Genomic DNA, 21,805 nt, shown 5'->3' on the forward strand with positions numbered 1-21,805 from the left:
ATGTATACTGCCCTTAAAGCAACCCCAAATGGTCCTTTCCGAGATAATAAGGAAAAAGAGGCTTTATGTGAAAGGGGAAAAATTCTTAAATAAACGTATAGGCCAATCGTGAGTGTTCCTTTCCCTGACAGGGAAAGGTGGCTTGCCGCGAAAGCGGGAAGTCGGAAAGGGTTCGTCTAAGGCTCCGGCAGAACAAATCCAATCCAAACGGCCCGCAACCCGTACAACACCCCCACCCCTTCCGCTCCGGCCCAGGGCCGGACCACCTTCCCGTTCTAGGGGAAGAACCCTGAACCGTAAATCCCATTGCCAATATATAAAACGGCCCAAACGCCTTACCTCCACACAGAGCACCCATTATCGAACAGGAACCGCCGTTGGTATGATCGCATCTTCACCGGAGCAATACCCTACTTAATTTTGTAGCGGAATACTACACTTTTAAGGACATGGGAATATCCATTCAATACCATAGGCCAAACGCTTATATCATGTCCATTTTCAAACAAAAACGGAAATACTGCAAAATAATGGGTTACCTGCTGCAAAAAGCGGGTCTAACCCTAAAACAAACAACCAATCTAAGGATACCATTGGAAATTGGCAGAAAACCCCGAACGCTTTCCGACGAGGAACTGGTACGCAAGATCGTTCAAGTGAACGATCCGCTGCTTTTCGGTCATCTCTACGATCGCTATGCCCAAAGGGTATACAACAAGTGTTATGGTTTTTCCAAATCAAAGGACGAGGCCGAGGATCTTACGCAGGACGTTTTTCTAAAACTGTACCTGAAGTTGGACACCTTCAAGGGAAAATCCAAGTTTTCCACATGGCTCTATGCCTTTACCTATAATTTTTGTGTGAACTATATACGCAGAAAGAACTTAAAAAAAATGGATCATCCCCTGGACAACGTGGGCGACCCGGATTTTATGCCCTTATTTGAAGTATCCGAAGAACAGTTGATGCAGGTAAAGGCCACACGGTTAAAAAAGGCCTTGGAACTCATAACCGCAGAGGACAAATCCCTATTGCTGCTAAAGTATCAGGACGATGTTTCCGTAAAGGAACTGGGCATACTTTTGGGCGTAACCGAAGGAGCCATAAAGATGCGTCTAAAAAGGGCAAGGCAAAAAGTAATACGAGCATACCATAAACTAACATAAATGACGGAAGAAAATAGAAATCCATTCAAGGAAATGGACCAATACCAAAAACCGGTTCCCCCGGAACTGAGGAAAAAAGTGATGCGAAACATAGCTCTGGCCAAGTTTATTATGGAAGTAGCATCACTTTTTTCTACTAATTATAGTTCGGCCTTGGAAAATCTGTTCAAGACCAGGGGCCGGTATTGAACCGGAATGGAATTTAAGAACCAAACTTACATACCATGGAAGAAATCACCAAATGGAAAACCCTTACTTTGGGGTCCTTAAAGGAAATGTTGGACGGTCTTGTTACCGTACTGCCCAATATTATTGGGGCAATCGTTATCCTAGCACTGGGATGGCTCGTTACCAAGATCATCGAGTTTTTGCTCAAAAGGATCCTGAAATTTGCCAAGGTAGACCGATTGACCGAAAAAATCAATGCCATAAACCTCTTTGAAAGGGCCCAAATAAAATTTAAGGTGTCCCAGGTCATCGTAAATTTTGTACGCTGGATTCTATTTCTGGTATTCCTCATTATAGCGGCGGACATCATGAACTGGACCGTGGTATCCGAGGAAATCGGAAACCTCTTGCGCTATTTGCCCAAACTTTTTAGTGCCATTGCCCTATTTATGATCGGGCTGTATATTGCGGATTTCATTAAAAAATCCATCAAAGGCCTTTTTGAGTCCTTTGATCTTAGCGGTTCCCGAATCATAAGCGAAGTGGTCTTTTATTTTATCACGGTTCTGATCACCATCGCTGCCCTAAACCAAACGGGGATAGATACTACTATAGTCACCAACAACTTTTCCATTGTCCTTGGAGCCTTTCTCCTGGCCATTTCCATAGGATTTGGCCTAGGATCCAAGGAGATAATAGGGAAGCTGTTATTTACCTATTACGCCCGGAAGAACTATGCCATAGGAGATTTGGTAAAGCTAAACGATATGGAGGGTGTGGTCGTAGCCATTGACAATATTTCCCTTACCATACGGACGGGTATCGAAAAAAGAACAATCATTCCGATCAAGGATATTATTGATGGAACGGTAGAAGTTACCCCCAAGTATGATATGCAGGATGACTAAATTGTAATAAGAGGTACGGGGTGGGTCATTTTTATTATTTTGAAAGTTTATTGTACCTCCTTATTCTCCTGTCCGTTGTATTGCTGATTGTCTTTTTGGATGAATATGATGATTGATCTATTGTAATCCAATCCCCTAAGACCAAGTTAAAAACATTTCCTTTAAAGGATAGTCCTACTCTTATACAGTATAGCCCTGAAAGAGATTTTCCAAGAGATTTTTAATAAGGTTCCCCCTAGCCCACCACACTACTCAACTTGAACATGGGCAGATACATGGATACCAGGATTACGCCGACAAAAATCCCTACGATAACAATAATCAAAGGTTCCATTAGGGTGGATAGCAACTTGGATTTTTGTTGTACCTCAATGGCATACTGCTGATTGAGGCGTTCAAAAATATATTCGGTTTGGTTGGTCTCTTCGGCCACTTTGACGAGGGAGACCATTTTATTGTCAAAAATCCGGGCACCGGACATACTTTCGTTTAGGCTTCGGCCTAAAAGTACGTTCATCTCCACATGGGTCAAGGCTTCATTCAAAGGATAAAAATCGATCATTTTTTTTACCAGCCCTATACTGTTCAAAACGGGCACCTTGGAAGCCGTCAACAAAGCGACCGCCTGGGTAAACTGCGCCAGATAGACCGAAGCGATGAAGTTCCCTACATAGGGCAATTTCAATAGCAGAAAGTCCTTTCGCCGCTTGAACCATACCTGGTTTGAAAATGTTTTTCTGAGTACAATAAGGGTGACGACTATTAAAAGTACGAGCCATCCAAAATCCCGGATAAAGTTGGACGCACTTACTACCATTTTGGTCATGGCCGGAAGATCTACATTGTTCTGCCTAAAAATATCCTCGAACATGGGTACTACCATCCGAAGCATAAAAATAACGACCAACACGGCGGTGATTAAGATAATGATCGGGTAGGTCAAGGCATTGATCAATCCCCTTCGCTGTTCATTTTTTCGGGCGAAGAACTTGCCCAATTCTTCCGCTATTCGGGGCAAGGTTCCGGTCTCTTCCCCTATTTTAACGGAATAGTATTCATACTCGGTAAACGCTTTCTTTTTCTTGAGTATCTCATAAAAACTGGTACCGGAGACCAATTCATCCACAATTTCCGCATAAAAGGACCGCATCTTCTCTTTTTTCTGATTTTCCTGTATCAAGGCCAGGGCATCCCTTAAGGTGATGCCCGCTTTGAGCAAAACCGCTATTTCGGTATAAAAATCCTCTTTTTTCCTATTGCCAAAGGTTTTTCCGAAAAAGGTAATCTCTTTTTTCAGGGTACTGGACAGCCAATCGCTATCCGCAGATTGTTTGGGTGCCCTTATATTATGTTCCAATTTAAAACCCATAGCTATTGATTCATGTACGTAGTTGCGGAATTATTCTTGTATACAAAAAGTGTCCGGTTACCAAACGCCTTGGTCGTTTGGAAGTGGATGGCATCGATTTCTCCCAAGGGACTGTCCCTGTTTTCAAAAAGAAAGCGCTGTGTTTCCCATTTGATTCGGAATGTATCGATATCCTTGGTCATAAAATCTTCCGTAAAACGATAGGTTTGGCCGCCCATTTCATTGACAAATTGCAATTCCCGGCTATTTTCGTTATAATAAATCCTATCGTATCGATTGAAATCGATCCATAAGGATTGGCGCAGTAGATCAAATTCCGTATTCCGTTCATAATTCCCGGCTATCCCGTTCATTTGGTTTTGTACCAATTGAAGCACGGAAAAGGCCATCCCCACTACCATGGTGGTAATGAGCAAGACAACAATCATCTCGCTTAAGGTAAAGGCCTGTATTTTTTTAACGCTAATCTGCATGTACAATTGATTTTCCGATGGTCTTTTTGGATACTTGATGTGTTGCTTCGAACCGTATGGTTTCCGTTCCATTTTGATTTAGGGCGGTGGCCGAAAGCGCCCAGTCCCCCATTTCTTCGTAATACGGCAAACCCAGCTTTCCATGGCCATACGCATAAACCAGTTGGTTCAATTGTTCTTCCATTTGATCATCCCTTCCCCTAAGGGAGTTGGAAAACAGATTGTTCAACAGCATACTACTGATCATAAAAATGACCACAATCAAGACCGTGGCGACCAAGGTTTCCATTAAAGTGGATGCCTTTATCTGTTTCAATACAACCATTTCATCGTTTTTTTGTCCCCAGAACCCGCTATGGGCAGCCCTACATAGGCCAAGGGTAGTTTGGCACTATCAATATGGCCATTGTACAAATGGTTCTGATAGATGCTACCATTCGCCAAGGCAATAAAGGCATCTGTGGTTGCGTTACCTAGTATAGTCCCTGGGAGTTCCAAGTTTTCGGTACAATATACCTGCCCACGTACCAAGGCATTTTCGGAAATTTTTAACTGTGGGGCGTAAGTACGTTCCTCGGATTCATCCAGATAGAGCACTATTCCGTTTACAACGGATTGGTCATCAACAAAAAGGTTGGCGGCCGGGTTCCTATTTTGGGGAGTTCTATTGCTCTGTTTTTCCTTTACGACAAGTGCGGACGGATAAGCCAGTTCGCAATGCTTTCCCATATGGATCTTTTTACTGGCAATGGCCTGAAAATAACCTTTTACCCCATCCCGAATCTCAATTTCAGGAGCAACAAGTACCACGTCCCTAAGCATCGCGGTGGGATGCACCACAAGTTTATGGGAAGCCATAATTTTGATATTGCCGGTCAATGAAACGCTTTCCAATTCTATGATATAATCATTGATATGAACTGTTGGGGAAGCAAAGGAGTTTTTTACTTCCATTTTAGGTCGTAAGGGAATCGTAGATTCCCCACTTTGATTCGCATTCAACAACCTATTGATTTCCCCAATCGTTTCTTCCGCCAACTTGGGCATGGTAGTCTTGCTTTGCCTCTCCCTACCATGGACCAACCTACTATGACGATAGGAGTTTCCCGAAATATTTCCCATTCGTATGCCCTGTTGTGGCAAATAGGCGTCCCCAGTAATTTTGGAATTCCCGGCAATAATCAACGGTCTTTGTTTGTCCCGAAGATATAGTGCAGGTAGACCATCGGGATATCGATTTCCCGAAAGGGCGAGTTTTGAAAAAGATTGTTTTCCCTGTTCGGCTATGGAAACATACTTTTCAAAAATGCCCCAATATGTTTTTTGAACCGTAATTGAAATGTCGGTATCCCTGTTGGTTGGTACTTGGAGAATTTCACCAACGCCCATATTTCTTTGATAGGCGTATTGGAGTCCATATTCCGTTTCTTGGATGATGTCTACCGTCAGATCCGTCTTTTTTCCGAAAAAACTATGGGTATAGGAAATCAATACAAAAGAAAAAAGGAGTATGGCTATGATGGCTCCTATAAAGAGTACGAACTGCAACGCCCCAGCCTTTATCTTTGCAGGAGCCTTCATTGGGTCAAGGGTATGGTCTTTGTTCTTCCATCAAAATGAACCTTGACCTTTTCCAGGTCGCCGGACAACAGTTTTACCTTCCGAAATACTTCATTTTTGGCCATGAGTTGTTGGTGGCCGTCAATGGTCAAAAAGAAAATCTCGTGACCGGAGGAACTTTCCGCAATAAAACCGGTGTATAGAATTTCCCGTTTGGGAAGGGTATCTTTTTTTTGAAGCGTTCTTTTTGGTTTTTTGGGTGTAAGCGATTTGGGAAGCGTACCCAAAAAAGGATCCCGATAGTGGGCCACGATACTAAAGGTGTCCCTTTCCTTGAATTCCATAGGCTTGAATTTTTTCGAAACGACGGCTTCTGCATTTTGATCGGAATCCGGATTTACGGTCTTTATAACTTTAAATCCAAGGATGCCCCAAATGGCGAGGACCACGGTCAACAATAGATATGTCTTTTGATTTTTCTTCATTTTAGGGAATAGTAATAGTTAACTCAAAGACCTCCGAAGCACTACTCTCGTTACCCGCACCATCAAAAGCCTTTACAAACCAGAAATAGGTATCATCGGCCAAATTGGTCGTATAGGTCTTATTGGCGCCCAGTCCTTTGACCTCCAATACTTGAAGGGTCTCATCCTTAAAAATGAAAATGCTGTCTCGCTCAGTAGTGCCAGAAATATCTTGGCGGGTCCAGACAAAGTCTACCTCGGCATCATCCAAGGAAGCACCATTGGAAGGTGAAGTGAGTGAAGGCACATTCGGTGGTATCAAATCTATGTTTTCATCGCCGTTAACGGAAAAAATGGCACTGCTAAAAGGGGTCTCAAAACCACTGTTCAACCCTTGTATCCGCCATTCATAGCCCCCATTGAAAAGTAAAAGGCGTTCCAGGCCCGTATCTATTTGGCCCAGGGTATCTCGAACAATTAGGCTATCCAATATAATTTGTGCCGCATTTTCAAAATTGGGCAAGGCTACCTGTATGCGATAGGCATCCACATCGGCAAGCTCGTTCCAGGTGAGGTTTACCGTGTTCTGGTTTACCACCGTATTGTTCAAGGGAGCCACCAATTCTACGCGCTGACCGGAAATATCCGGTACCTCCAGGATGTCCTCACAGGAAGTGAGGCCAACAAGAAAAAGGGCCAACCCCATAATCATAAACAGTACTCTCATAGCTTCAAATAAGATTTGGTCTCATCCAGTTTATAGGCTTTCCGTTGCGTATGCTTCGGGCAGGCGTCACCATCCTGTACCAAGGCCTCTATTTGTTTTTTCCCATATTGGGTCTCTCCCCAGCAGAATCCCAAGCTGTTATAGTCAAAAATCTCCGCTTTGGAAAGGTTTACTTCCTTGTCTAAATTTCTATTCCTCGCTATCAATGTCAAAATGCCACTTCGGTCGGTTTTCAAAAAAAGCCGATCCGATTGTATCAAGAGGCGATACGCTTCCAAATTAGGGAACAGAGCCACCTTATGGACCAAACGATAGGCATCATCCTTCTCCAAATAGCTTAGTACACTACTATTTTCCTTTCCGTTCAAAGCATCTCGTAACGCAATTTTATCCATAATTTCCAAGCATAGATAGCTAGCCTTAGTACCCAAGGAATCAATGAATTGCATTTCCGGAACCGTGCCCGAATTCTTCTTATAAGCTGTGTACTTCTTAAAGCTGGACTTCGTAAAGGGAACTTCCCGAACCGAAACGGCAATGGGGTGTTCCAAGGACGGATGCCCTATTTGCTGAAAACGGGTATGCAATAGGGATTGGCTTTGGTTTCCAATGGCTCCAAGTGATGGGGCATGCTGCCCTGAAGGGTTTGTATTCTTGAGCGAGGCACAAGAACATACCAATACCATGAGGGATAATAATACAGAATATATTCGCATAAGTAGGTTTCTTACAAATTATAACGAATTTATCTTTGAAGTGTTGTACAAATGGGAACAAAAATATCTCCTGACTACCGTTTTAAAGTAAAATGCCCGGTAAAGGCCCTTCCTCCTTGCAGCTCGTAGCGGAACCAGTAGTCCGAGGAGGGCATGGCAACACCTTTAAAGGTACCGTCCCAGCCCGGGCCGTCCGGGAGTACCTGGGCGATAAGCTTCCCGTAGCGGTCGTAGATATAGAGCTTGGATTCCAGATACCGTTCCGCCCCTATGATGTTCCAATGTTCATGGGAACCGTCCCCGTTCGGGGTAAAGAACTTTTGGTAGCCCAGGGCGATGATCTCTTTCTCCAGGGTACGGCACAGGAACCTGTCCCGCACATAAACGGTATATTCCCCGGGAAAGACCTCCAGACGGTTGCTGTCCTGATAGTTCTCCCCGTCCACCGAGTATTCGAACTCCCCAACCCCTGTGGCCGTCACTGCTATGACGACCCGGTCCCCGAAACCGATGATATCCGTAGTAAAATCGTCCGGGGCGCCCGAGGAGACCACCTCGAACGAAACCGTTCCTTCACAGGTGACCCCGTTTTGGGTCCGGGCGACAGTAAGCGAATAGTTGCCGAGTTCCGTAATATCCAGGGTACGGTCTATGCCAATTTCCGTATCACTTCCGTCGCGCCAGGACCAGCTCTCGAAATCGCCCCCGTCCAGGTTCAGCTCCGGGCTGTCCGGACAAATGACATAGGTTTCCTCCAATTGGGCCTGTGGCCACGGGTTGATGATGAGCTCGAAGCTGGTGGTATCATAACAGCTTTCATTATCATTGTTCTGGATGCGGGCATAGAGGGTCTCCCAGACCGATGCATTGGTATAGGTTGATTTCTGCAGTACGTTACTATTGGTGTCCGCATCAGTTTGGGTGGCAAAGTACAGGACCGTAAAACCGTCCGGGTCCTGACCGTCCAACACCTCGGCGTCCTTGACGGAAAGGTCAAGGGTACGTATCCCTGTACCATCTGTAGCGCAAGCGATAAGGGGCTGCGGGACGTGGGCCGTAGGGATATCGAAGACCTGCAATTGGAACGACCCCGTTCCATAACAGTCTGGATGGTCCGTATTCTCCATCCGATAATAAAGGGTCTGTGGGTTTGTGGTGTTCCGATAGGTACCGCCCAGGGCATTGATCGCGTTGTCGGCATCGTCCTGGGACAGATAGAAGGAAACGGAGTTGCCCATGGTTCCTGCCAATATTTCGTTGGCCTTTTCGGTAAGCTCAAAGGTATACCGCCCATCGTTATCATCGTCGCAGACCTGCCAGTCCGATGCCTCCGGAGGTACGGGCGTATCGAAGATGTTCAGTTGGAAGGAAGTGGTGTCATAGCAGCTGGCATCGGAGGTATTGGCTACCCGGACATAAATCGTATTTTGGTAGGCCGTGGACAGATAATTTGCGGTGTTTAGGGCATTGTTCCCGCTGTCGGCGTCCACCTGGTTTTCGTGGTAGCTCAGGACAAGCCCGGCCGGGTTCTGGCTCCCGATGATCTCCGCCTGCGCTGCCGTCAGGTCGAAAACGGCCTGGCCGTCGTTGTCATCGTCACAATGGTCCAGATCCTGGGGTGTATGGGCCACAACCTGGTCGATGACCTCCAATCGGAAACTTCCGGTCTCGTAACATTCGGGATAGGTGGTGTTGGCTATTCGGAAGTATATCATCTCCGGCGTCGCCGTGTTCGTATAATTGGGGCCAATCGGATTTGTGGCATTATCGGCGTCTGCTTGGTCGGTATAGTAGCTTACCGAGAAATCGGTCGCGTCCTGCCCGCCCAGTACCTCGCTATCCTTGGTGGAGAGGTCGAAGGCAAAAAGCCCGTCCGTGTCGGTATCGCAGACCGTCCAATCGGTTGCCGGATGTAGTACCGGGGCCTGTTTTACCACAAGGTCGAAACTCGTTATATCGTAACAGGCGGTATTGTTGCCGTTGGAGATGCGGGCGAAGACCGTCTCTACGGGGTCGGTGTTCACATACATCGTCGGCAAAGGGTTCGTCCCGCTTTGGGCATCCGCCAAGCTGAGGTAGTATCCCACCTTAAAGTCCGCCGCGGGTTGGGCGCCCAATACCTCCAAATCCTTGGTGGAGAGGTCGAAGCCGTAAGCCGAATCCAAGCTACAGACTTCGAAATCCGTCACCGGGTTCGCCGTCGGTGTTTCATAAATGGTAATGGTCTCGGATTCCGTTTTCGTCTCGGAGGCCGTAGTGGCCGTAACGTTTGCCGTATAGGTACCAGGGACTGCATAGGTATGTGTTGGGTCCTCCACATTCGAGGTATGGCCATCCCCGAAGTCCCAGGTCACCGAGAGAATGGGTTCGTTGATGTTGAGGGTAAAGGTCGTAGGAAGACCCAGGCAAAATTGTTCCACCTGAAAACCCAGTAAGAAGAAGGACTGGATAAAAGGAGGGAGTCCCAGGTCGGAACGTCGTCCGCCCAAATCTATACTACCCTCCACAAAATTACAGGCAAGGCCGGGATTATCCGGTGCATTGATAACGCTTAAATAGGGTTCTCTACGGTGTGCCATATAGATTTTTCCATCTAAAGCCAACTGAAGTCCCCCGAACCGATCACCCGGTTTTTGAAAGATGAGAACCTTGCTCGCTGCCAAGTCTGCCGCAGCAGTATCGTATTGAGCCACTTCTCCCCGGTAATTGGACACATAGAGCATTTGGCTATTTTGGGAAAATTCCAGGCCATAATAGGTCTTAGTGTCATCGTTCGTTGCCACCCTAAGATTGCTTAAAACCCCAGTGGCCGAATTGAAATCATAGACTTCTATGGCATTCAGATAAAAAGCTGCCCCGATTTTAGACCCGTCCGGTGAGGCCTTTAAATAGCCCAAAGCTTGATCCGGTATATAGGACATAGACAAATTGGTTCCGATATTGGTATCCACCGAAGTGGTGGTGACTCCCGCCGCGGTAACCAAATAAGCCATAAAGGTATCGTCCCATCGTCCATGGGCCAAGACCCAGATATCCGTTCCGTTGGCATGTTCCACCGCCGTAATTTTTTCGGTAACGCGCATGGCCAACTGCACGTTTTTTGTCCCAGTTATATCACCTAGACCGCCATCCAAGGTCATGTCTACCTCGGAAAACATAAGACCGTTACTACGTCCTTGTTCATCTACCGTAAATATGTAGTAAATCGTCGTAGATCCCGGACTTGGTACAATTATAGCCGATTGTGTACTGGAACGGTGTCCTCCTAAATTTGTACCATTGGGCATCACCTGATGGTTACGGTTCCATACCCGAACACCATCAGTATAGAACAAGAGGTTCCCATTGGGGTCGGATATGGAGGCACAGCCTTCCTCGGTGTTCAATGCGCCATCGGTAAGAGGCACCGGGGCCCCACTCCTAAAATCGAGGCCTGCATTCTGGCCAAAATACCAGATGGCCGCCTCTTGTTGGGCAGATGCTACAAAAGAAACAAACAAGGAAAAAACTAGGGGGAATACGTTTTTCAAGGCAAGGTTTGGTTTAAGTACTAAATTACGTTAAAAATACAAAAATAGTGGGTAAAATACTACAAAATGAATTCGTTTTAGATGAAATGCAAGGGATTTCGATAGGGGAATCTGATTGTTGGTGAGATTTGCACACATCAGCTTTCGTTCTTGGTAAAATAATTACTGGCTATGTTCTAAAAAAATAGATATCATTTTGAAACACCAAGGAAAAGCAAACGGCCTTTATAAGGGTGCCACGCTAAATGCCAATTCCTAGCAAATACCAAGAGGCCGCTGATAAGCGGCCTCCGATACTTCTATATTCATGACAATTAAAAACTTAAGAACCTGCTCCGGCAAAAGCGCCAATTTGGAACATTACCGGCTTCTGGCACTTCATATTATTAATAATGAATAACTTAAGAACCTACTCTGGAAAAAGCGGCAATTTGGAACATTACCTTATCTTGGCATCACAAATATTTCTTTTTCAAAATAATACTTCTTTACAGGAATAGTATCCAATGCTCCATCATCAATAGGTGGCATATCGCCTAAATACTCCATAATATAGCCCCTTATGGTATTTAGACCTGTTTGAGAAAACTTCTTTCCAAAGATTGCAGTTTTTTTGTTATCCATATTACGAACCCATTTCCGATTTGCGGTATCATGTTTTAAATTCAAAAAAACAGCCATATCTATATCATACTCATTTGATAAATCGGATTTTAAGGGAAGACTGTCGTTACTCTCCATTAAAACCATTATTTCGGATTCTTCGTTAGTAAAGTAAGGTTGCTTAAGTTTAGCAAATACCTTCGCGAATTTTCCTATTTGTACAGTATCCGAAGTAGCTGTTACAGAAAATACTACTTGTGGGTTATCCTTTGAGTTTTTCTTTTCTTTATTTTCTTCCAAACATCCAAAATGTATAGAAGTCACTAAAACTAATAGTATAGCCCATCTTTTTTTTAAAACCATGTTATTCGTGTATTTATCATTTACTGCCTTCTTATAACTGTATCTTTAACAGAGGATATACGATTTTGACTCCGTCCACGAATCACACTGGATTGAATACTAATTGAGTCAACATCAACATCATGCAAAATTATACTATCAGCTGCGTTTACCGCATTCTGATAAGCTCCTTCTACTCCATGTCTAGGAACAAAGAAGTCATGCGAAAAATCAAAGTCGATAAAGGATTCTCCCCTACGGAACTGTAATAATATGAAGGCATAGGGATCTACCACCGTAGGTTCCGGTATTGGTTGTAGCTCCATGGTGCTTTGGTTTGGATTATCGCCTACTATGTCTTGGACTGTCTTGACCCTTTTAGGTGTACCTGTTAAAAACCTTAACAATCGCGCAATCAAGTTCCCGCCTCCTTTTAGACTTCCACCAGGGCTTACTTCTTCTACATCAATACCTCCTCGCCGGTTGCCACTTCGTCCTCTATCTTCAGTTCCAAAACCCCATGTAGTGTTACCATCCCAAGTAGATTGGGCCTTGCTGGACTTGTCCTTAGCGGTTACCGTAACTCCATCCAAAGCTATTACTCCTGTCGAAGTCGGCACACCTCCTGGGCCCCAAAGGGTCTGCGTTTCAGCATTCCAGTAGTAGCGTCCTATATAGGTGGCGCCATCAGGCACGTCTCCCGGGCCATGTACGTTCGGATCATATACTATATTTCCTCTCCCATCATCGTAGTAATCCGTTATGTGATTGGGACCATTACCTGGCATCAATCCATCAATGTCAATATAATACACAGGATTGTTAAGTGCATAATTGTATGGACTTTGACTTTTCATCATACCCGCCAGATTATCGATGTTCATCCATCTACCCATTGCCACATCAAAATTTCTCCATCCATAGTCCAACCAGTTAAGTCCAAGGTTCTCAATAAGTTCCTTGCCACCAAACTTCCACTTTTGTGCCACATCATTGCCGAGTGCAGTGTCTCCACCAGAGTTGTACCCTTTATGTTTCATGCCGAAAGGATAGTAATTATTTTCTTCGATTATAGTCGGAGTGCCCGGATTCGAAGGGTCGTCCGTATAACTTAAGCGCACATTCCCCAAGTGGTCCTTGTACTGGTAGACATACTCGTACCCACTGCCATTGGCATTGACATAACCCTCGGGATGGTTGAAGAACTGTAACACCGCACCGCCACCAGTATCCTCGTAAACGTAGTTACCAGAATATTCGGTTGTACCCGTGCTGCTTCCCGTAACTATCTTTTTCAGTTTTATACCTGTGGCATCATAGGTATAGGTAATGGTACCTATGTCCGGGGAGTTATCAATGCTTATGGTGACTGGAAGGTTCAAATAGTTATAGGTTATGCCCGTAATTCCCTTGTTCCTGTCAATCTCCAGGTTGCCGTTGGCATCGTAGGCAAAGTCGTCGTTGGTATTGGTGCCGTCCTTAAAGCCATAATTGCCATTACCGGTGTCGCTTACCTTGGTCAGCTTGTTCCCTGCACCGTAATCATAATCCAGGATGTCCATATCGGGGTATGTGATGGTACCTCCGTTGTCCTGCCAGCCGTTCCGAGTTAGGGTCAGACTATTACCCATCTTGTCATTAGCACTAGCAAAAGGCATTTGAAACATTACTCAATGTGTCTTTGATTTCGTCTCAAACTTAAACTTCAGCCTAAATCATTTATCATTTCAATCGACTTTCCAGAGCCTTTTGCTAAGAATAATCCCATTTAAAAAACTTGTGAACAACCTGTACCCTTCTTCTTCCTTAACCAGCAAAAAATCAATTGGTTCGTTTTTAGCGTAATAATCTTTGAAAAAAGCTTCATCGCTATCTAAAAAAAACATCTTTTGCTTTGATTCGTTGGGTTTAACAGAAAAAGTAGTTGTGGTATCGTAACCTTTTTTTCTTTGTATCAAGGCATTTTCATCCATTTGTAAGTAAATGGTGTCTCCCACAAAATTACGGTACAAAAATTTTTTTTGCATTGTCTTTATTAAATCAACACTATTATTACTCTTCTTTAATTCAAAAAAGATATTTCGAGTTTCAAGCCTAATATCCGAATTTGGAGTTTTCGTGGAAAGTATCTCAATATAAGAATAACAGTTCTTCTGTAGATAAGTATCCGATTTTCTTAAATATAAATATCTCAATGAATCTGACTTAATGACAGACAAACCTTCTGCCATAGCACTGCTACAATCATTGATCCTTTCAAGGTTAGGTTGGCCGTTGTTCGAGTCCAAACAATCACAAATTATTTTGCCTATCTTCTCTACTTTTTGGTTATCGACCATTTGTCCAAAACACCATTTATAAGAGCCAAAAAAGATAAAAAGCCAAATACAAATTCTTCTAAGCATACACCTTTAAAAATATGAATGGAACTAAAACCGTGTAAAAAAGACAAAAACAGTAAAGAATTATCCTATAATTTCTACTCAATCCTCGAATATTCCTGATTATCTCAGATTTCACGCTCTCTTTTTTAAAGTACTTATAAGTCGCAAAAAACAGTATTAAAAAAGCGGATAAACTAACCAAAATAGGTATATCTCTAACGTCTAGTCCAAAAAAATTAGTGATTATACCTATTGCCATTAGATTAACTACAACAAAAATAAGACTTGCTGTGGAATCCTTATTTGTTGAACCATATCCAGTTTCGATAGCAAAAGATAAAATACATCCGTAATACCATTTCATCTATAATATTATTAAGCCTTGTTGATTATTTCTGATTAGTAAGCTCCTTTGCTTTGCTCCATTGTAAGGTAACACTGTACCAGATGAACATATCAAACTTATTCCTGCCGGTATTCTTATCAATATTTGCAGAGTTATCCCCACTATTAGCTGAAAAACTCTTGTGCCTATAAGCCCCCATTTGTCTTCCGGCCTGAGCAAAACTATTGGCCATATTACTAGTGTTCGTCGCACCATCTTCATCTTTGCCGTTTTCTAGAACTATGCCAGTCAATGGTTCGGCTGGGCCAGTCAGTTTAGAAACAACCTCACTTGCAGCAGTCTCGACAAAATCTTCAGAGGCCCCATTTTCAGAAAACTCTATTACCAGATCAGCACCAACCACCGCATCTCCTATAACACCAGCTTTATCGCCGATAGCTTTTATCTGCTTGTTAGAACTTATTTGAGTACCGGTCTCGGTGAAATCAGCACCTGTATCTAAAGTGCCTGCTTCTTCTTGGAATAAAGATTTAATATCATTTGCAGTGGAAGCCAAACTTCCTTTAATCTTATTACCAAATTCGTTTAATGCAGCCCCGGCTCTTGATACAAGGTTGGTAATACTATATTCTTCCTTAACTCTCTGAACTGGTTCCGGTATTTGTTCATCACAATCTCCATTCGGACACGGCATCATCCCATCAGGATCTATAAAGAATATCGGATTGTCGAACGCATAGTTGTAAGGGCTGTGCCTGTGCATCTGCTCGGCCAACGGGTCAAGGTTCATCCAACGCCCTATCCACGGGTCGTAGTTCCTCGCCCCGAAGTCATAGGTCTCGAGGCTCAATGATTCATCGAGTTCCTTGCCGCCAAACTTCCAACGTCGCGCCACATCGTTGCCCAAGGAATTGTCCCCGCCCATGTTATAGCCCTTATGGAGCCCGCCGAAGGGTCATGGCGCTTGCCATGACCCTCAACACTCTATTATTTACGCTGTCCTATTTATTGTGCCGCAGTAGTAACAACTGCGGAACGGGAGCCGGGGCCAATTTGGAACACTACACCCTATCGAGGGACATTATCAGATGTATCTCTAATGAAAAAAGTATCATCAAAAAACAATCTTCGTTCTACCCTGTATATGGAGTCAGGTTTTTTTGCATTCTCGAGTTTCTTGTAAACATACTCAACCAAAGCTCCCCTTAGACCATATTGGCCGGGTTCATCGTATTTTAATCCAAACTCTGCAATATGGTTAATTGGCATTTCCTTTGGTATTCCCGGACGTGGAATGCCATCATTCTTTAGGCTTTGAATAGTGTCTCTTTCTATTTCCAATAAATTTGAATAATCCTCTTTTAAAAGATTTTCATCTTTAGGTATTATAATAATAATATCCGAGTTCACACCATAAAACGATTCCATAAGGATAAACCGCAACCTGACTAAATCCCCAAGATTGAAACTATCTTTTTTAACAATTTCCGTATAATTCCCTCTGCCTAGTATTGTATCACCCTCGATATTCTTGTGCCATATTTGATTTACGTAGGATTTTCCGTCGACAGTAATATATTCGACAATACTATCTGTTTTGGTTTTTTGCTTATGAAAAGCCCATTTGCCTATCCTATAACTAGGGTCGTCCATGAGAGATTTCCCCTCTTTGGTCTTGTTTCCGTTACGGTCATATCCAACAATGCGGATACTGCTATCATTAAAATATCTGATTTCTTTAATCTGATTTTCGTAATCTTCAAAATAGTAAACGGATGAATCAACTTTTACATCGTTGTCATAAATGTCCACTTGCTTTATATTTCCGCTTTTGTAGTATTCCTTATAAATACCTTTTTTGGGGGTCTTGGTACCTATAAACTCACTTTTCAAAGCTCTGTTACCGTAATATTCCCTGTATTTAGCTCGATTACATGAAATTAATACGTTCGCCAAAACAAAAAATATGGGTAAGAGTTTAATATAAAATTGCATTTCACTTATCTCTTTTTTCCTCTACTAAATACCTTTATTGAATCTACACCATACCAGTTCCCCAGTCCCAGTTCCGCAGTAGTTGTACAGCTGCGGAAACTCCATTATGTTATAGTTTTCAACATTTGAGTCGCTACCATAACCTCTGGCACGATTGATTCTACCTCTAAATAATAGAATCCATTTGTCTTTATTTCATGTTTTACGCCCTGTTGCATGACCTGAATGTAATAAAATTAAGCAGCCGGGAAAAGCAATAAAGGGTCATGGCATTTGTCATGACCCTTAACACTCTATTGTTTACTCTGTCTTATTTATTGTGCCGCAGCTGTACAAATACTGCGGAGCTGGGTCGATTTTATTGAACGACTATTCCTCAAGACTAATTGCAGAAATTGTTGTACCATTAACGTCGCGATGATAATACACCTTCTTGTCTGGCAAATCCACCTCCTTTAGAAAAATAAGATCCTTAAGATTTCCTATGAAATCCATACTTAGGTTCTTTAAGTTAATTCTGCAAAGTACAAATCCTGTCTTGCAAAACTTCTTCACATACAAGGGAGATAGCATATATTCTTCATAAAACAAGGGTGGGCCTCCAAAAAAATACCTTAACGGTAGATTCTTACCATTTATTGAAACATTACCTATTTCTGGACTTCCCTGAGCTATTTCTCGCATGTTATAGTACTTGACAGTGTGGTTTTTATACTCTCTTTCTATATTAAAATCAGTAGGTGTTTCAAATATCATCTTGTTTTATTTGTCTGGTCAACAACTTCTTTTCACCAAAGCTTCCAAAATGGTTTGACAATCTTTTTTCTATATTTTTTCAAATATTTTAAGGAATCATCCTTCATTTTATTTTTCTCCGAATCTCGAAAATCGATATCCGAGATTGACCCAGCTCCTCCCCATATTGCTGTTGAGTTGTAATTTGTTTTAAATTTTTCCAAATCATTGGTTTCAATGGCATATATTAAATTCTTTACCTCTAGTGAATTGCGGGAAAACCCCTCTTCATTAAGTAGAGAATATAATATCTTTAATTCTTCCAGTACTTTTTCTTTGTTTATATCCATTTTAAAAATTTACCTTAAATACTTGACTCGGGTTCCATTTAACAGTATTCCAAGAATTTTTAATTATAAGTTCTGGCACCAACCTTCCAAAATCCCCAGTTCCGCAGTAGTTATACTGCTACGGAAACTCCATTATGTTATAGTTTTCAACATTTGAGGCGTTACCATAACCTCTGGCACAATTGATCCTTCCTCTAAATAATAGAATCCATTTGTCTTTATTTCATGTTTTACGCCTTGTTGCATACCTGAATGTAATAAAAATAAGCAGCCGGGAAAAGCAATAAAGGGTCATGGTGTTTGCCATGACCCTTAACACTCTATTATTTACTCTGTCTTATTTATTATGCCGCAGCAGTGCAACTACTGCGGAGCGGGGATCCTAGCAAATACCAAGAGGCCACTTATCAGTGGCCTCTTGGTATTTCTATATTCCTGATAATTAAAAACTTAAGAACCTGCTCCGGCAAAAGCGCCAATTTGGAACATTACCCGAGGTATTCGGTTCTGTACTCGTAGTTGTTCGGGTTGGTGGTGTCCAGATTGTTCATAAGTTTTCGCCTAAGCGTTTTCGCTTACAAACTTAGCGTATTTGGTTTATATAGTTAATCCTTTTTGATGGCGTTTATTCACAACATTGGTATTATTCGCTGTGTTTTTCGTAGCTTTGCATAGTGTTTGGGCGTTTTTTACGCTGTTGATAAGTTTAAAGACTATGGGTGATTTTGGTTCGATATTGAAGGATTTGAGGGGCAAGAGGGGCTTTGCCCAAGAAGCGTTCGCCAAAGAGGTGGGCGTTCACGTGACCAACCTTTCCAAGTACGAGCGCAACATTTCCATACCTTCTTTGGAGGTTGCCAAGCGCATGGCCGAAGTATTGGAGGTTTCCCTCGATAGGCTGGTGCACGGCGACAACAAAGCGGAAGCTACTATTGACGACAGTGATTTACTTAATTTATTCTCGAAGGCGCAAAAACTCTCCGACAAGCAGAAGGAGACCGTCAAGGATTTCCTCTCCCCTTTCGTGCTAAAGGCAGACCTTGCCCAGAAGCTGGCAGGTTAGCCAGTAAAAATGCCTTAATCTGAAACAACATGTCCAAAAGTCCACTAAGTGAAAAATTTATAGAGGATTTAGGTCTGATTCATATTGAAAATGAAAAACTTAAAAAAAAGAAACTACAGACATACTGCTGTTTTTTTGCCTATATGTCTATAGGGGGTGTTTTGATATTAGTAGGAATAAATTTGTGGGAAGACTCTAGTTTTAGTGATATAAGTTATTCAATACTAAAGAGGTCTTCGTTTCTATTGTTCCTTGGCTTTGGCTTATGTATTTTTGCTTATCGAATCTTGAGTAAATACATTAAAGAGACGAAAAAAGTAAAATCCGATCTGAATCAGATTAATGCCATTCTGGATGAGCACCAAATTGAGTATGACTGTGACGTTGAATTTGGAAAAAAATACCATGGGGTACAGGACGTAACAGTAGAATTAAAAAGCAATAGCAACCTTTTAAAAGGTTCAAAAATCACATATCAAATTTAGTCCTTTTCCGATTTCAATATTTTTTTAATTACTTGCTCCAATCCAGTAGAATCCAACCCTGGTTTCATTCTTGGATGATATAATAACCTTATAATATCTCTGTCAAATTGTGAATATTCCTTGATTCTGATTTCCTGATTGAATTTATCCTTGTAAAAAACACTATTTGAATACATCTTTGAATCAAATGCCAAACCTAAGCTTTGAGTTATTTCTTCTCGGATTGTGGATTCTTGGACTTCGAAAGTATATTCCGAATTTATGAAGATTAGAGATTTATCTATAACATTAGTTTTTGTATCAAACTCTGAATACGCAAGACCTGAAATATCATAATCAATGTCTTTTGTGAGAATTTCATAAAAAAAACGGTCTAATTCCGCAACCTTCTCTTTTTTGCACAAATAAAGAATTGAATTAATACGTGAAAGGTTGTTAGTAATTACAATTTTAAAACCGTCTGTTACTAATCGATTAATTTCCTCAATAGTCTTTTTTATAATGGACATCTGAGGTTTAAATTCTTGCTCTTTGAATATGAATAGAACCATTGGTTGTTCCCATTTAATTATTTTTTCTGGGTTACCATCATATTCGGATTGTAAAGCAATCTCTTTAAAATAACTGATCAGTTTCTTTTCATATGTTGTAGGAACATACTCTTCCGTTATTGTATCGATGTATTTAAGAAGTATTAGAAAAACAAATAATGATGTGAGAATTAGAGAGGCCTTTTTCCAATTAAACACTGTCATTTATTTATGCGAATTATTCCTAAAAAGTATAGGCAATACTTAAAACGATTGCCTATACTTTTAAATTTTTATAAGTTTAATTCAATCAGTCTCTTTTCGTCCCATCTCTGTTTAAACTAACTCTGTTTCCGTTCGAGTTAATATAGTATAAACCACCCTGCGGTCCACGAATGATATCCCTACTTTGTCCTGAAACCATCACAGTTCGACCTGTCCTGGTATGCCCAGCAGGCAATGCAGAACTTGTTGAGCTATTAGTTGATGGTGCCTCGCTGGTCGTTCTAGTGCTACTTCTAGGCAACTTCATTCGTCTTAAACGATTTAAAGTTCTTATTTCGGAGATGATGCGAGCTACTTCAGGGACATCAGGTGTAGGATCGGATAATTCCAACGCCTTTATCATTATTGTTGCCGCAGCTTTTGTCTCTATCCTGTCTTTATTTGGTAAAGATGACCCCATATCAACTTCACTAAGATCGGTTTCCTCAACATCAGCATCATTTGGGACAATTACTAGAGTTTGATCGCCTCTTATTCTTTTAACAAATTGGCCTTCGTCAACATCAGATTTATCCTCGCCAACTACGGTCACTTCATCGAATATCGTAATGTTGTTTTTATCGCTATCTCTGTAATCATCATAAATATCATCACTCGGACAAGCAATCTCATTTCCATTTACATCAACAGTCTTACCATCTTTGACTTGTTTCACATATGGGTTTTGTTGTGCGGGATTTGGACTATTTGGGTTACCCCTTTGGACACGAACATTATTTCCTGCTGGATTTTCAGGATCTTTAAAGATCGTGCCTTGGCTGTTACGTGTTGTCTTCATGTTTGACTGCATGTTTTTAGGTAATTGCCTAAGAACATCGCCTCCTGCATCACCAATTGGACCGATAGCCTTGACGGCGTCCTCCGCTACATCTGCAACCTTATTGGCAGTTTTTACGACTGCAGCTGTTTCGCCGGCAGGCGACGGATCAAACAGGGTTAAGACAGCACCCACCGCATAACCCTGGCCTTCGGGTAGGGAACACGTATTCGCAATGCTCGACGCCTTTATCAAACAGACCAAACTTCAGAACGTACTGCAATAAAAAAACCACAACTCTCGTCGTGGTTTTTGTAATGTTATGATTATTTAGCGGCTTACTTTAATTGGCAAATTGAAAACTAAATCCTGTTAATACCAAAATTGACAGCGCAGTCAAAAAACTCAACCAACCGTACTTGTCCTTTTCAGATTTTTGCATTTTCGCAAATTCCTTGAAGTAAACCATGTACTTGTTTCTTCTGAACAACAAAAAGTAGTTTATTAGAATCGAAGCTCCCAACATCAAAAAAAGATAGTTCAATTCCAAATTTATCCTAACGGCAAACAATCCGACGATAATATTGAAGATGCTATAGAGCAATAAGAACATTAAAACAACAGCCAAAGCCCCTGCTAAAAATACCCTTACCCCGCTATCTGGGTCATTTAGAGTACTAAATACAATCTTCTCCGGATTTTCAACGCCTCTTTCCGCATACTTTTTTTTAACATGCTCATTTCTAAGAATTTTCCTCACAGGATAAGTTATGATGTTACCTGCATAAACCTCCCATCTATATAGAGAGTAATGAAAAATATTCCAGAACCAAACAAATTTCCTCATAA

General features: G+C 42.0%; 23 protein-coding genes. 5 read left to right on the plus strand and 18 right to left on the minus strand.

Features of this window, described 5'->3' with window-relative positions; all coding sequences use genetic code 11:
* Nucleotides 1–491 precede the first annotated feature (491 nt).
* From ACP2AF_RS18865 to ACP2AF_RS18875, 3 genes are read left to right on the plus strand one after another with little or no spacing between them, the layout of a single operon-like run.
* Nucleotides 492–1,166 carry an RNA polymerase sigma factor gene (locus ACP2AF_RS18865; protein ID WP_425237698.1) on the plus strand — a complete coding sequence of 225 codons (675 nt, stop codon included), beginning with the start codon at nucleotides 492–494 and terminating at the stop codon, nucleotides 1,164–1,166.
* Nucleotides 1,167–1,355, plus strand: a complete 189-nt coding sequence (locus ACP2AF_RS18870; RefSeq protein ID WP_120711962.1) for a hypothetical protein — start codon at nucleotides 1,167–1,169, stop codon at nucleotides 1,353–1,355.
* 35 nt (nucleotides 1,356–1,390) lie between these two features.
* Entirely contained in the window at nucleotides 1,391–2,242 is an 852-nt protein-coding gene (locus ACP2AF_RS18875; protein WP_425237699.1) for a mechanosensitive ion channel family protein, read from the plus strand.
* 235 nt (nucleotides 2,243–2,477) lie between these two features.
* Here the strand turns inward: ACP2AF_RS18875 and ACP2AF_RS18880 are convergent, their stop codons facing one another.
* The 15 genes from ACP2AF_RS18880 to ACP2AF_RS18950 all read right to left on the minus strand — a co-directional run bounded on the left by ACP2AF_RS18880 (nucleotide 2,478) and on the right by ACP2AF_RS18950 (nucleotide 17,836).
* Entirely contained in the window at nucleotides 2,478–3,611 is a 1,134-nt protein-coding gene (locus ACP2AF_RS18880) for a type II secretion system F family protein (protein ID WP_425237700.1), read from the minus strand.
* Between the two features lie 2 nt (nucleotides 3,612–3,613).
* The gene (locus tag ACP2AF_RS18885) at nucleotides 3,614–4,084 is read right to left on the minus strand and encodes a PulJ/GspJ family protein (RefSeq protein WP_425237701.1); all 471 of its coding nucleotides are present in this window, start codon (nucleotides 4,082–4,084) and stop codon (nucleotides 3,614–3,616) included.
* A complete protein-coding gene (locus ACP2AF_RS18890) occupies nucleotides 4,074–4,409 on the minus strand; it encodes a hypothetical protein (protein ID WP_425237702.1) in 336 nt (111 codons plus the stop codon). The genes ACP2AF_RS18885 and ACP2AF_RS18890 overlap by 11 nt, the downstream gene beginning before the upstream one ends.
* Complete coding sequence (locus ACP2AF_RS18895; RefSeq protein WP_425237703.1) at nucleotides 4,397–5,665, minus strand: hypothetical protein; 1,269 nt, start codon at nucleotides 5,663–5,665, stop codon at nucleotides 4,397–4,399. Before ACP2AF_RS18895 ends, ACP2AF_RS18890 begins: the two co-directional genes overlap by 13 nt.
* Nucleotides 5,662–6,129: a hypothetical protein gene (locus tag ACP2AF_RS18900; RefSeq protein ID WP_425237704.1), complete on the minus strand. Its 468-nt coding sequence runs from the start codon at nucleotides 6,127–6,129 to the stop codon at nucleotides 5,662–5,664. Before ACP2AF_RS18900 ends, ACP2AF_RS18895 begins: the two co-directional genes overlap by 4 nt.
* A 1-nt stretch (nucleotide 6,130) precedes the next feature.
* On the minus strand, nucleotides 6,131–6,835 hold the full coding sequence (locus tag ACP2AF_RS18905; protein ID WP_425237705.1) for a hypothetical protein: 705 nt from the start codon (nucleotides 6,833–6,835) through the stop codon (nucleotides 6,131–6,133).
* A complete protein-coding gene (locus ACP2AF_RS18910) occupies nucleotides 6,832–7,551 on the minus strand; it encodes a hypothetical protein (RefSeq protein WP_425237706.1) in 720 nt (239 codons plus the stop codon). Before ACP2AF_RS18910 ends, ACP2AF_RS18905 begins: the two co-directional genes overlap by 4 nt.
* 74 nt (nucleotides 7,552–7,625) lie before the next feature.
* Complete coding sequence (locus ACP2AF_RS18915; RefSeq protein WP_425237707.1) at nucleotides 7,626–11,081, minus strand: T9SS type B sorting domain-containing protein; 3,456 nt, start codon at nucleotides 11,079–11,081, stop codon at nucleotides 7,626–7,628.
* Between the two features lie 444 nt (nucleotides 11,082–11,525).
* Nucleotides 11,526–12,047, minus strand: a complete 522-nt coding sequence (locus ACP2AF_RS18920; RefSeq protein ID WP_425237708.1) for a hypothetical protein — start codon at nucleotides 12,045–12,047, stop codon at nucleotides 11,526–11,528.
* A 20-nt stretch (nucleotides 12,048–12,067) separates the two neighbouring features.
* The gene (locus ACP2AF_RS18925; RefSeq protein WP_425237709.1) at nucleotides 12,068–13,684 is read right to left on the minus strand and encodes an RHS repeat domain-containing protein; all 1,617 of its coding nucleotides are present in this window, start codon (nucleotides 13,682–13,684) and stop codon (nucleotides 12,068–12,070) included.
* A gap of 69 nt (nucleotides 13,685–13,753) precedes the next feature.
* Nucleotides 13,754–14,431, minus strand: coding sequence for a hypothetical protein (locus tag ACP2AF_RS18930; protein ID WP_425237710.1), 678 nt, complete (start codon nucleotides 14,429–14,431; stop codon nucleotides 13,754–13,756).
* Nucleotides 14,432–14,799: 368 nt separating this feature from the next.
* Nucleotides 14,800–15,681, minus strand: coding sequence for an RHS repeat domain-containing protein (locus ACP2AF_RS18935; RefSeq protein ID WP_425237711.1), 882 nt, complete (start codon nucleotides 15,679–15,681; stop codon nucleotides 14,800–14,802).
* A gap of 143 nt (nucleotides 15,682–15,824) precedes the next feature.
* The gene (locus ACP2AF_RS18940) at nucleotides 15,825–16,712 is read right to left on the minus strand and encodes a hypothetical protein (RefSeq protein WP_425237712.1); all 888 of its coding nucleotides are present in this window, start codon (nucleotides 16,710–16,712) and stop codon (nucleotides 15,825–15,827) included.
* A 408-nt stretch (nucleotides 16,713–17,120) separates the two neighbouring features.
* Nucleotides 17,121–17,507, minus strand: coding sequence for a hypothetical protein (locus tag ACP2AF_RS18945; protein ID WP_425237713.1), 387 nt, complete (start codon nucleotides 17,505–17,507; stop codon nucleotides 17,121–17,123).
* Nucleotides 17,508–17,539: 32 nt separating this feature from the next.
* Entirely contained in the window at nucleotides 17,540–17,836 is a 297-nt protein-coding gene (locus ACP2AF_RS18950; RefSeq protein WP_425237714.1) for a hypothetical protein, read from the minus strand.
* A 715-nt stretch (nucleotides 17,837–18,551) separates the two neighbouring features.
* On the opposite strand from ACP2AF_RS18950, the gene ACP2AF_RS18955 reads away from it, so the two are divergent.
* Together ACP2AF_RS18955 and ACP2AF_RS18960 are read left to right on the plus strand one after the other, a co-directional pair.
* Nucleotides 18,552–18,899, plus strand: coding sequence for a helix-turn-helix domain-containing protein (locus ACP2AF_RS18955; protein ID WP_425237715.1), 348 nt, complete (start codon nucleotides 18,552–18,554; stop codon nucleotides 18,897–18,899).
* Between the two features lie 29 nt (nucleotides 18,900–18,928).
* Nucleotides 18,929–19,384, plus strand: a complete 456-nt coding sequence (locus ACP2AF_RS18960; protein WP_425237716.1) for a hypothetical protein — start codon at nucleotides 18,929–18,931, stop codon at nucleotides 19,382–19,384.
* Here the strand turns inward: ACP2AF_RS18960 and ACP2AF_RS18965 are convergent.
* The 3 genes from ACP2AF_RS18965 to ACP2AF_RS18975 all read right to left on the minus strand — a co-directional run bounded on the left by ACP2AF_RS18965 (nucleotide 19,381) and on the right by ACP2AF_RS18975 (nucleotide 21,803).
* Nucleotides 19,381–20,139, minus strand: coding sequence for a DUF2927 domain-containing protein (locus tag ACP2AF_RS18965; protein ID WP_425237717.1), 759 nt, complete (start codon nucleotides 20,137–20,139; stop codon nucleotides 19,381–19,383). The genes ACP2AF_RS18960 and ACP2AF_RS18965 overlap by 4 nt on opposite strands.
* Before the next feature lie 85 nt (nucleotides 20,140–20,224).
* Entirely contained in the window at nucleotides 20,225–21,151 is a 927-nt protein-coding gene (locus tag ACP2AF_RS18970) for a hypothetical protein (protein WP_425237718.1), read from the minus strand.
* 148 nt (nucleotides 21,152–21,299) lie between these two features.
* Nucleotides 21,300–21,803 (minus strand): hypothetical protein, encoded by a 504-nt coding sequence (locus ACP2AF_RS18975; protein WP_425237719.1) that lies wholly within the window; start codon nucleotides 21,801–21,803, stop codon nucleotides 21,300–21,302.
* Between the last annotated feature and the right edge of the window lie 2 nt (nucleotides 21,804–21,805).

The sequence above is a fragment of the Ulvibacterium sp. genome, assembly GCF_965248315.1.
Lineage (GTDB): Bacteria > Bacteroidota > Bacteroidia > Flavobacteriales > Flavobacteriaceae > Ulvibacterium.

Bases quoted from the DNA above. Each gene is read 5' to 3' on its own strand.
- ACP2AF_RS18880 (WP_425237700.1), bottom strand. From the start codon at position 3,611: ATGGGTTTTAAATTGGAACATAATATAAGGGCACCCAAACAATCTGCG.
- ACP2AF_RS18960 (WP_425237716.1), top strand. From the start codon at position 18,929: ATGTCCAAAAGTCCACTAAGTGAAAAATTTATAGAGGATTTAGGTCTG.
- ACP2AF_RS18875 (WP_425237699.1), top strand. From the start codon at position 1,391: ATGGAAGAAATCACCAAATGGAAAACCCTTACTTTGGGGTCCTTAAAG.
- ACP2AF_RS18920 (WP_425237708.1), bottom strand. From the start codon at position 12,047: ATGGTTTTAAAAAAAAGATGGGCTATACTATTAGTTTTAGTGACTTCT.
- ACP2AF_RS18930 (WP_425237710.1), bottom strand. From the start codon at position 14,431: ATGCTTAGAAGAATTTGTATTTGGCTTTTTATCTTTTTTGGCTCTTAT.
- ACP2AF_RS18965 (WP_425237717.1), bottom strand. From the start codon at position 20,139: ATGACAGTGTTTAATTGGAAAAAGGCCTCTCTAATTCTCACATCATTA.
- ACP2AF_RS18895 (WP_425237703.1), bottom strand. From the start codon at position 5,665: ATGAAGGCTCCTGCAAAGATAAAGGCTGGGGCGTTGCAGTTCGTACTC.
- ACP2AF_RS18955 (WP_425237715.1), top strand. From the start codon at position 18,552: ATGGGTGATTTTGGTTCGATATTGAAGGATTTGAGGGGCAAGAGGGGC.
- ACP2AF_RS18865 (WP_425237698.1), top strand. From the start codon at position 492: ATGTCCATTTTCAAACAAAAACGGAAATACTGCAAAATAATGGGTTAC.
- ACP2AF_RS18905 (WP_425237705.1), bottom strand. From the start codon at position 6,835: ATGAGAGTACTGTTTATGATTATGGGGTTGGCCCTTTTTCTTGTTGGC.
- ACP2AF_RS18890 (WP_425237702.1), bottom strand. From the start codon at position 4,409: ATGGTTGTATTGAAACAGATAAAGGCATCCACTTTAATGGAAACCTTG.
- ACP2AF_RS18950 (WP_425237714.1), bottom strand. From the start codon at position 17,836: ATGGATATAAACAAAGAAAAAGTACTGGAAGAATTAAAGATATTATAT.
- ACP2AF_RS18910 (WP_425237706.1), bottom strand. From the start codon at position 7,551: ATGCGAATATATTCTGTATTATTATCCCTCATGGTATTGGTATGTTCT.
- ACP2AF_RS18885 (WP_425237701.1), bottom strand. From the start codon at position 4,084: ATGCAGATTAGCGTTAAAAAAATACAGGCCTTTACCTTAAGCGAGATG.
- ACP2AF_RS18925 (WP_425237709.1), bottom strand. From the start codon at position 13,684: ATGCCTTTTGCTAGTGCTAATGACAAGATGGGTAATAGTCTGACCCTA.
- ACP2AF_RS18900 (WP_425237704.1), bottom strand. From the start codon at position 6,129: ATGAAGAAAAATCAAAAGACATATCTATTGTTGACCGTGGTCCTCGCC.
- ACP2AF_RS18935 (WP_425237711.1), bottom strand. From the start codon at position 15,681: ATGGGCGGGGACAATTCCTTGGGCAACGATGTGGCGCGACGTTGGAAG.
- ACP2AF_RS18975 (WP_425237719.1), bottom strand. From the start codon at position 21,803: ATGAGGAAATTTGTTTGGTTCTGGAATATTTTTCATTACTCTCTATAT.
- ACP2AF_RS18870 (WP_120711962.1), top strand. From the start codon at position 1,167: ATGACGGAAGAAAATAGAAATCCATTCAAGGAAATGGACCAATACCAA.
- ACP2AF_RS18945 (WP_425237713.1), bottom strand. From the start codon at position 17,507: ATGATATTTGAAACACCTACTGATTTTAATATAGAAAGAGAGTATAAA.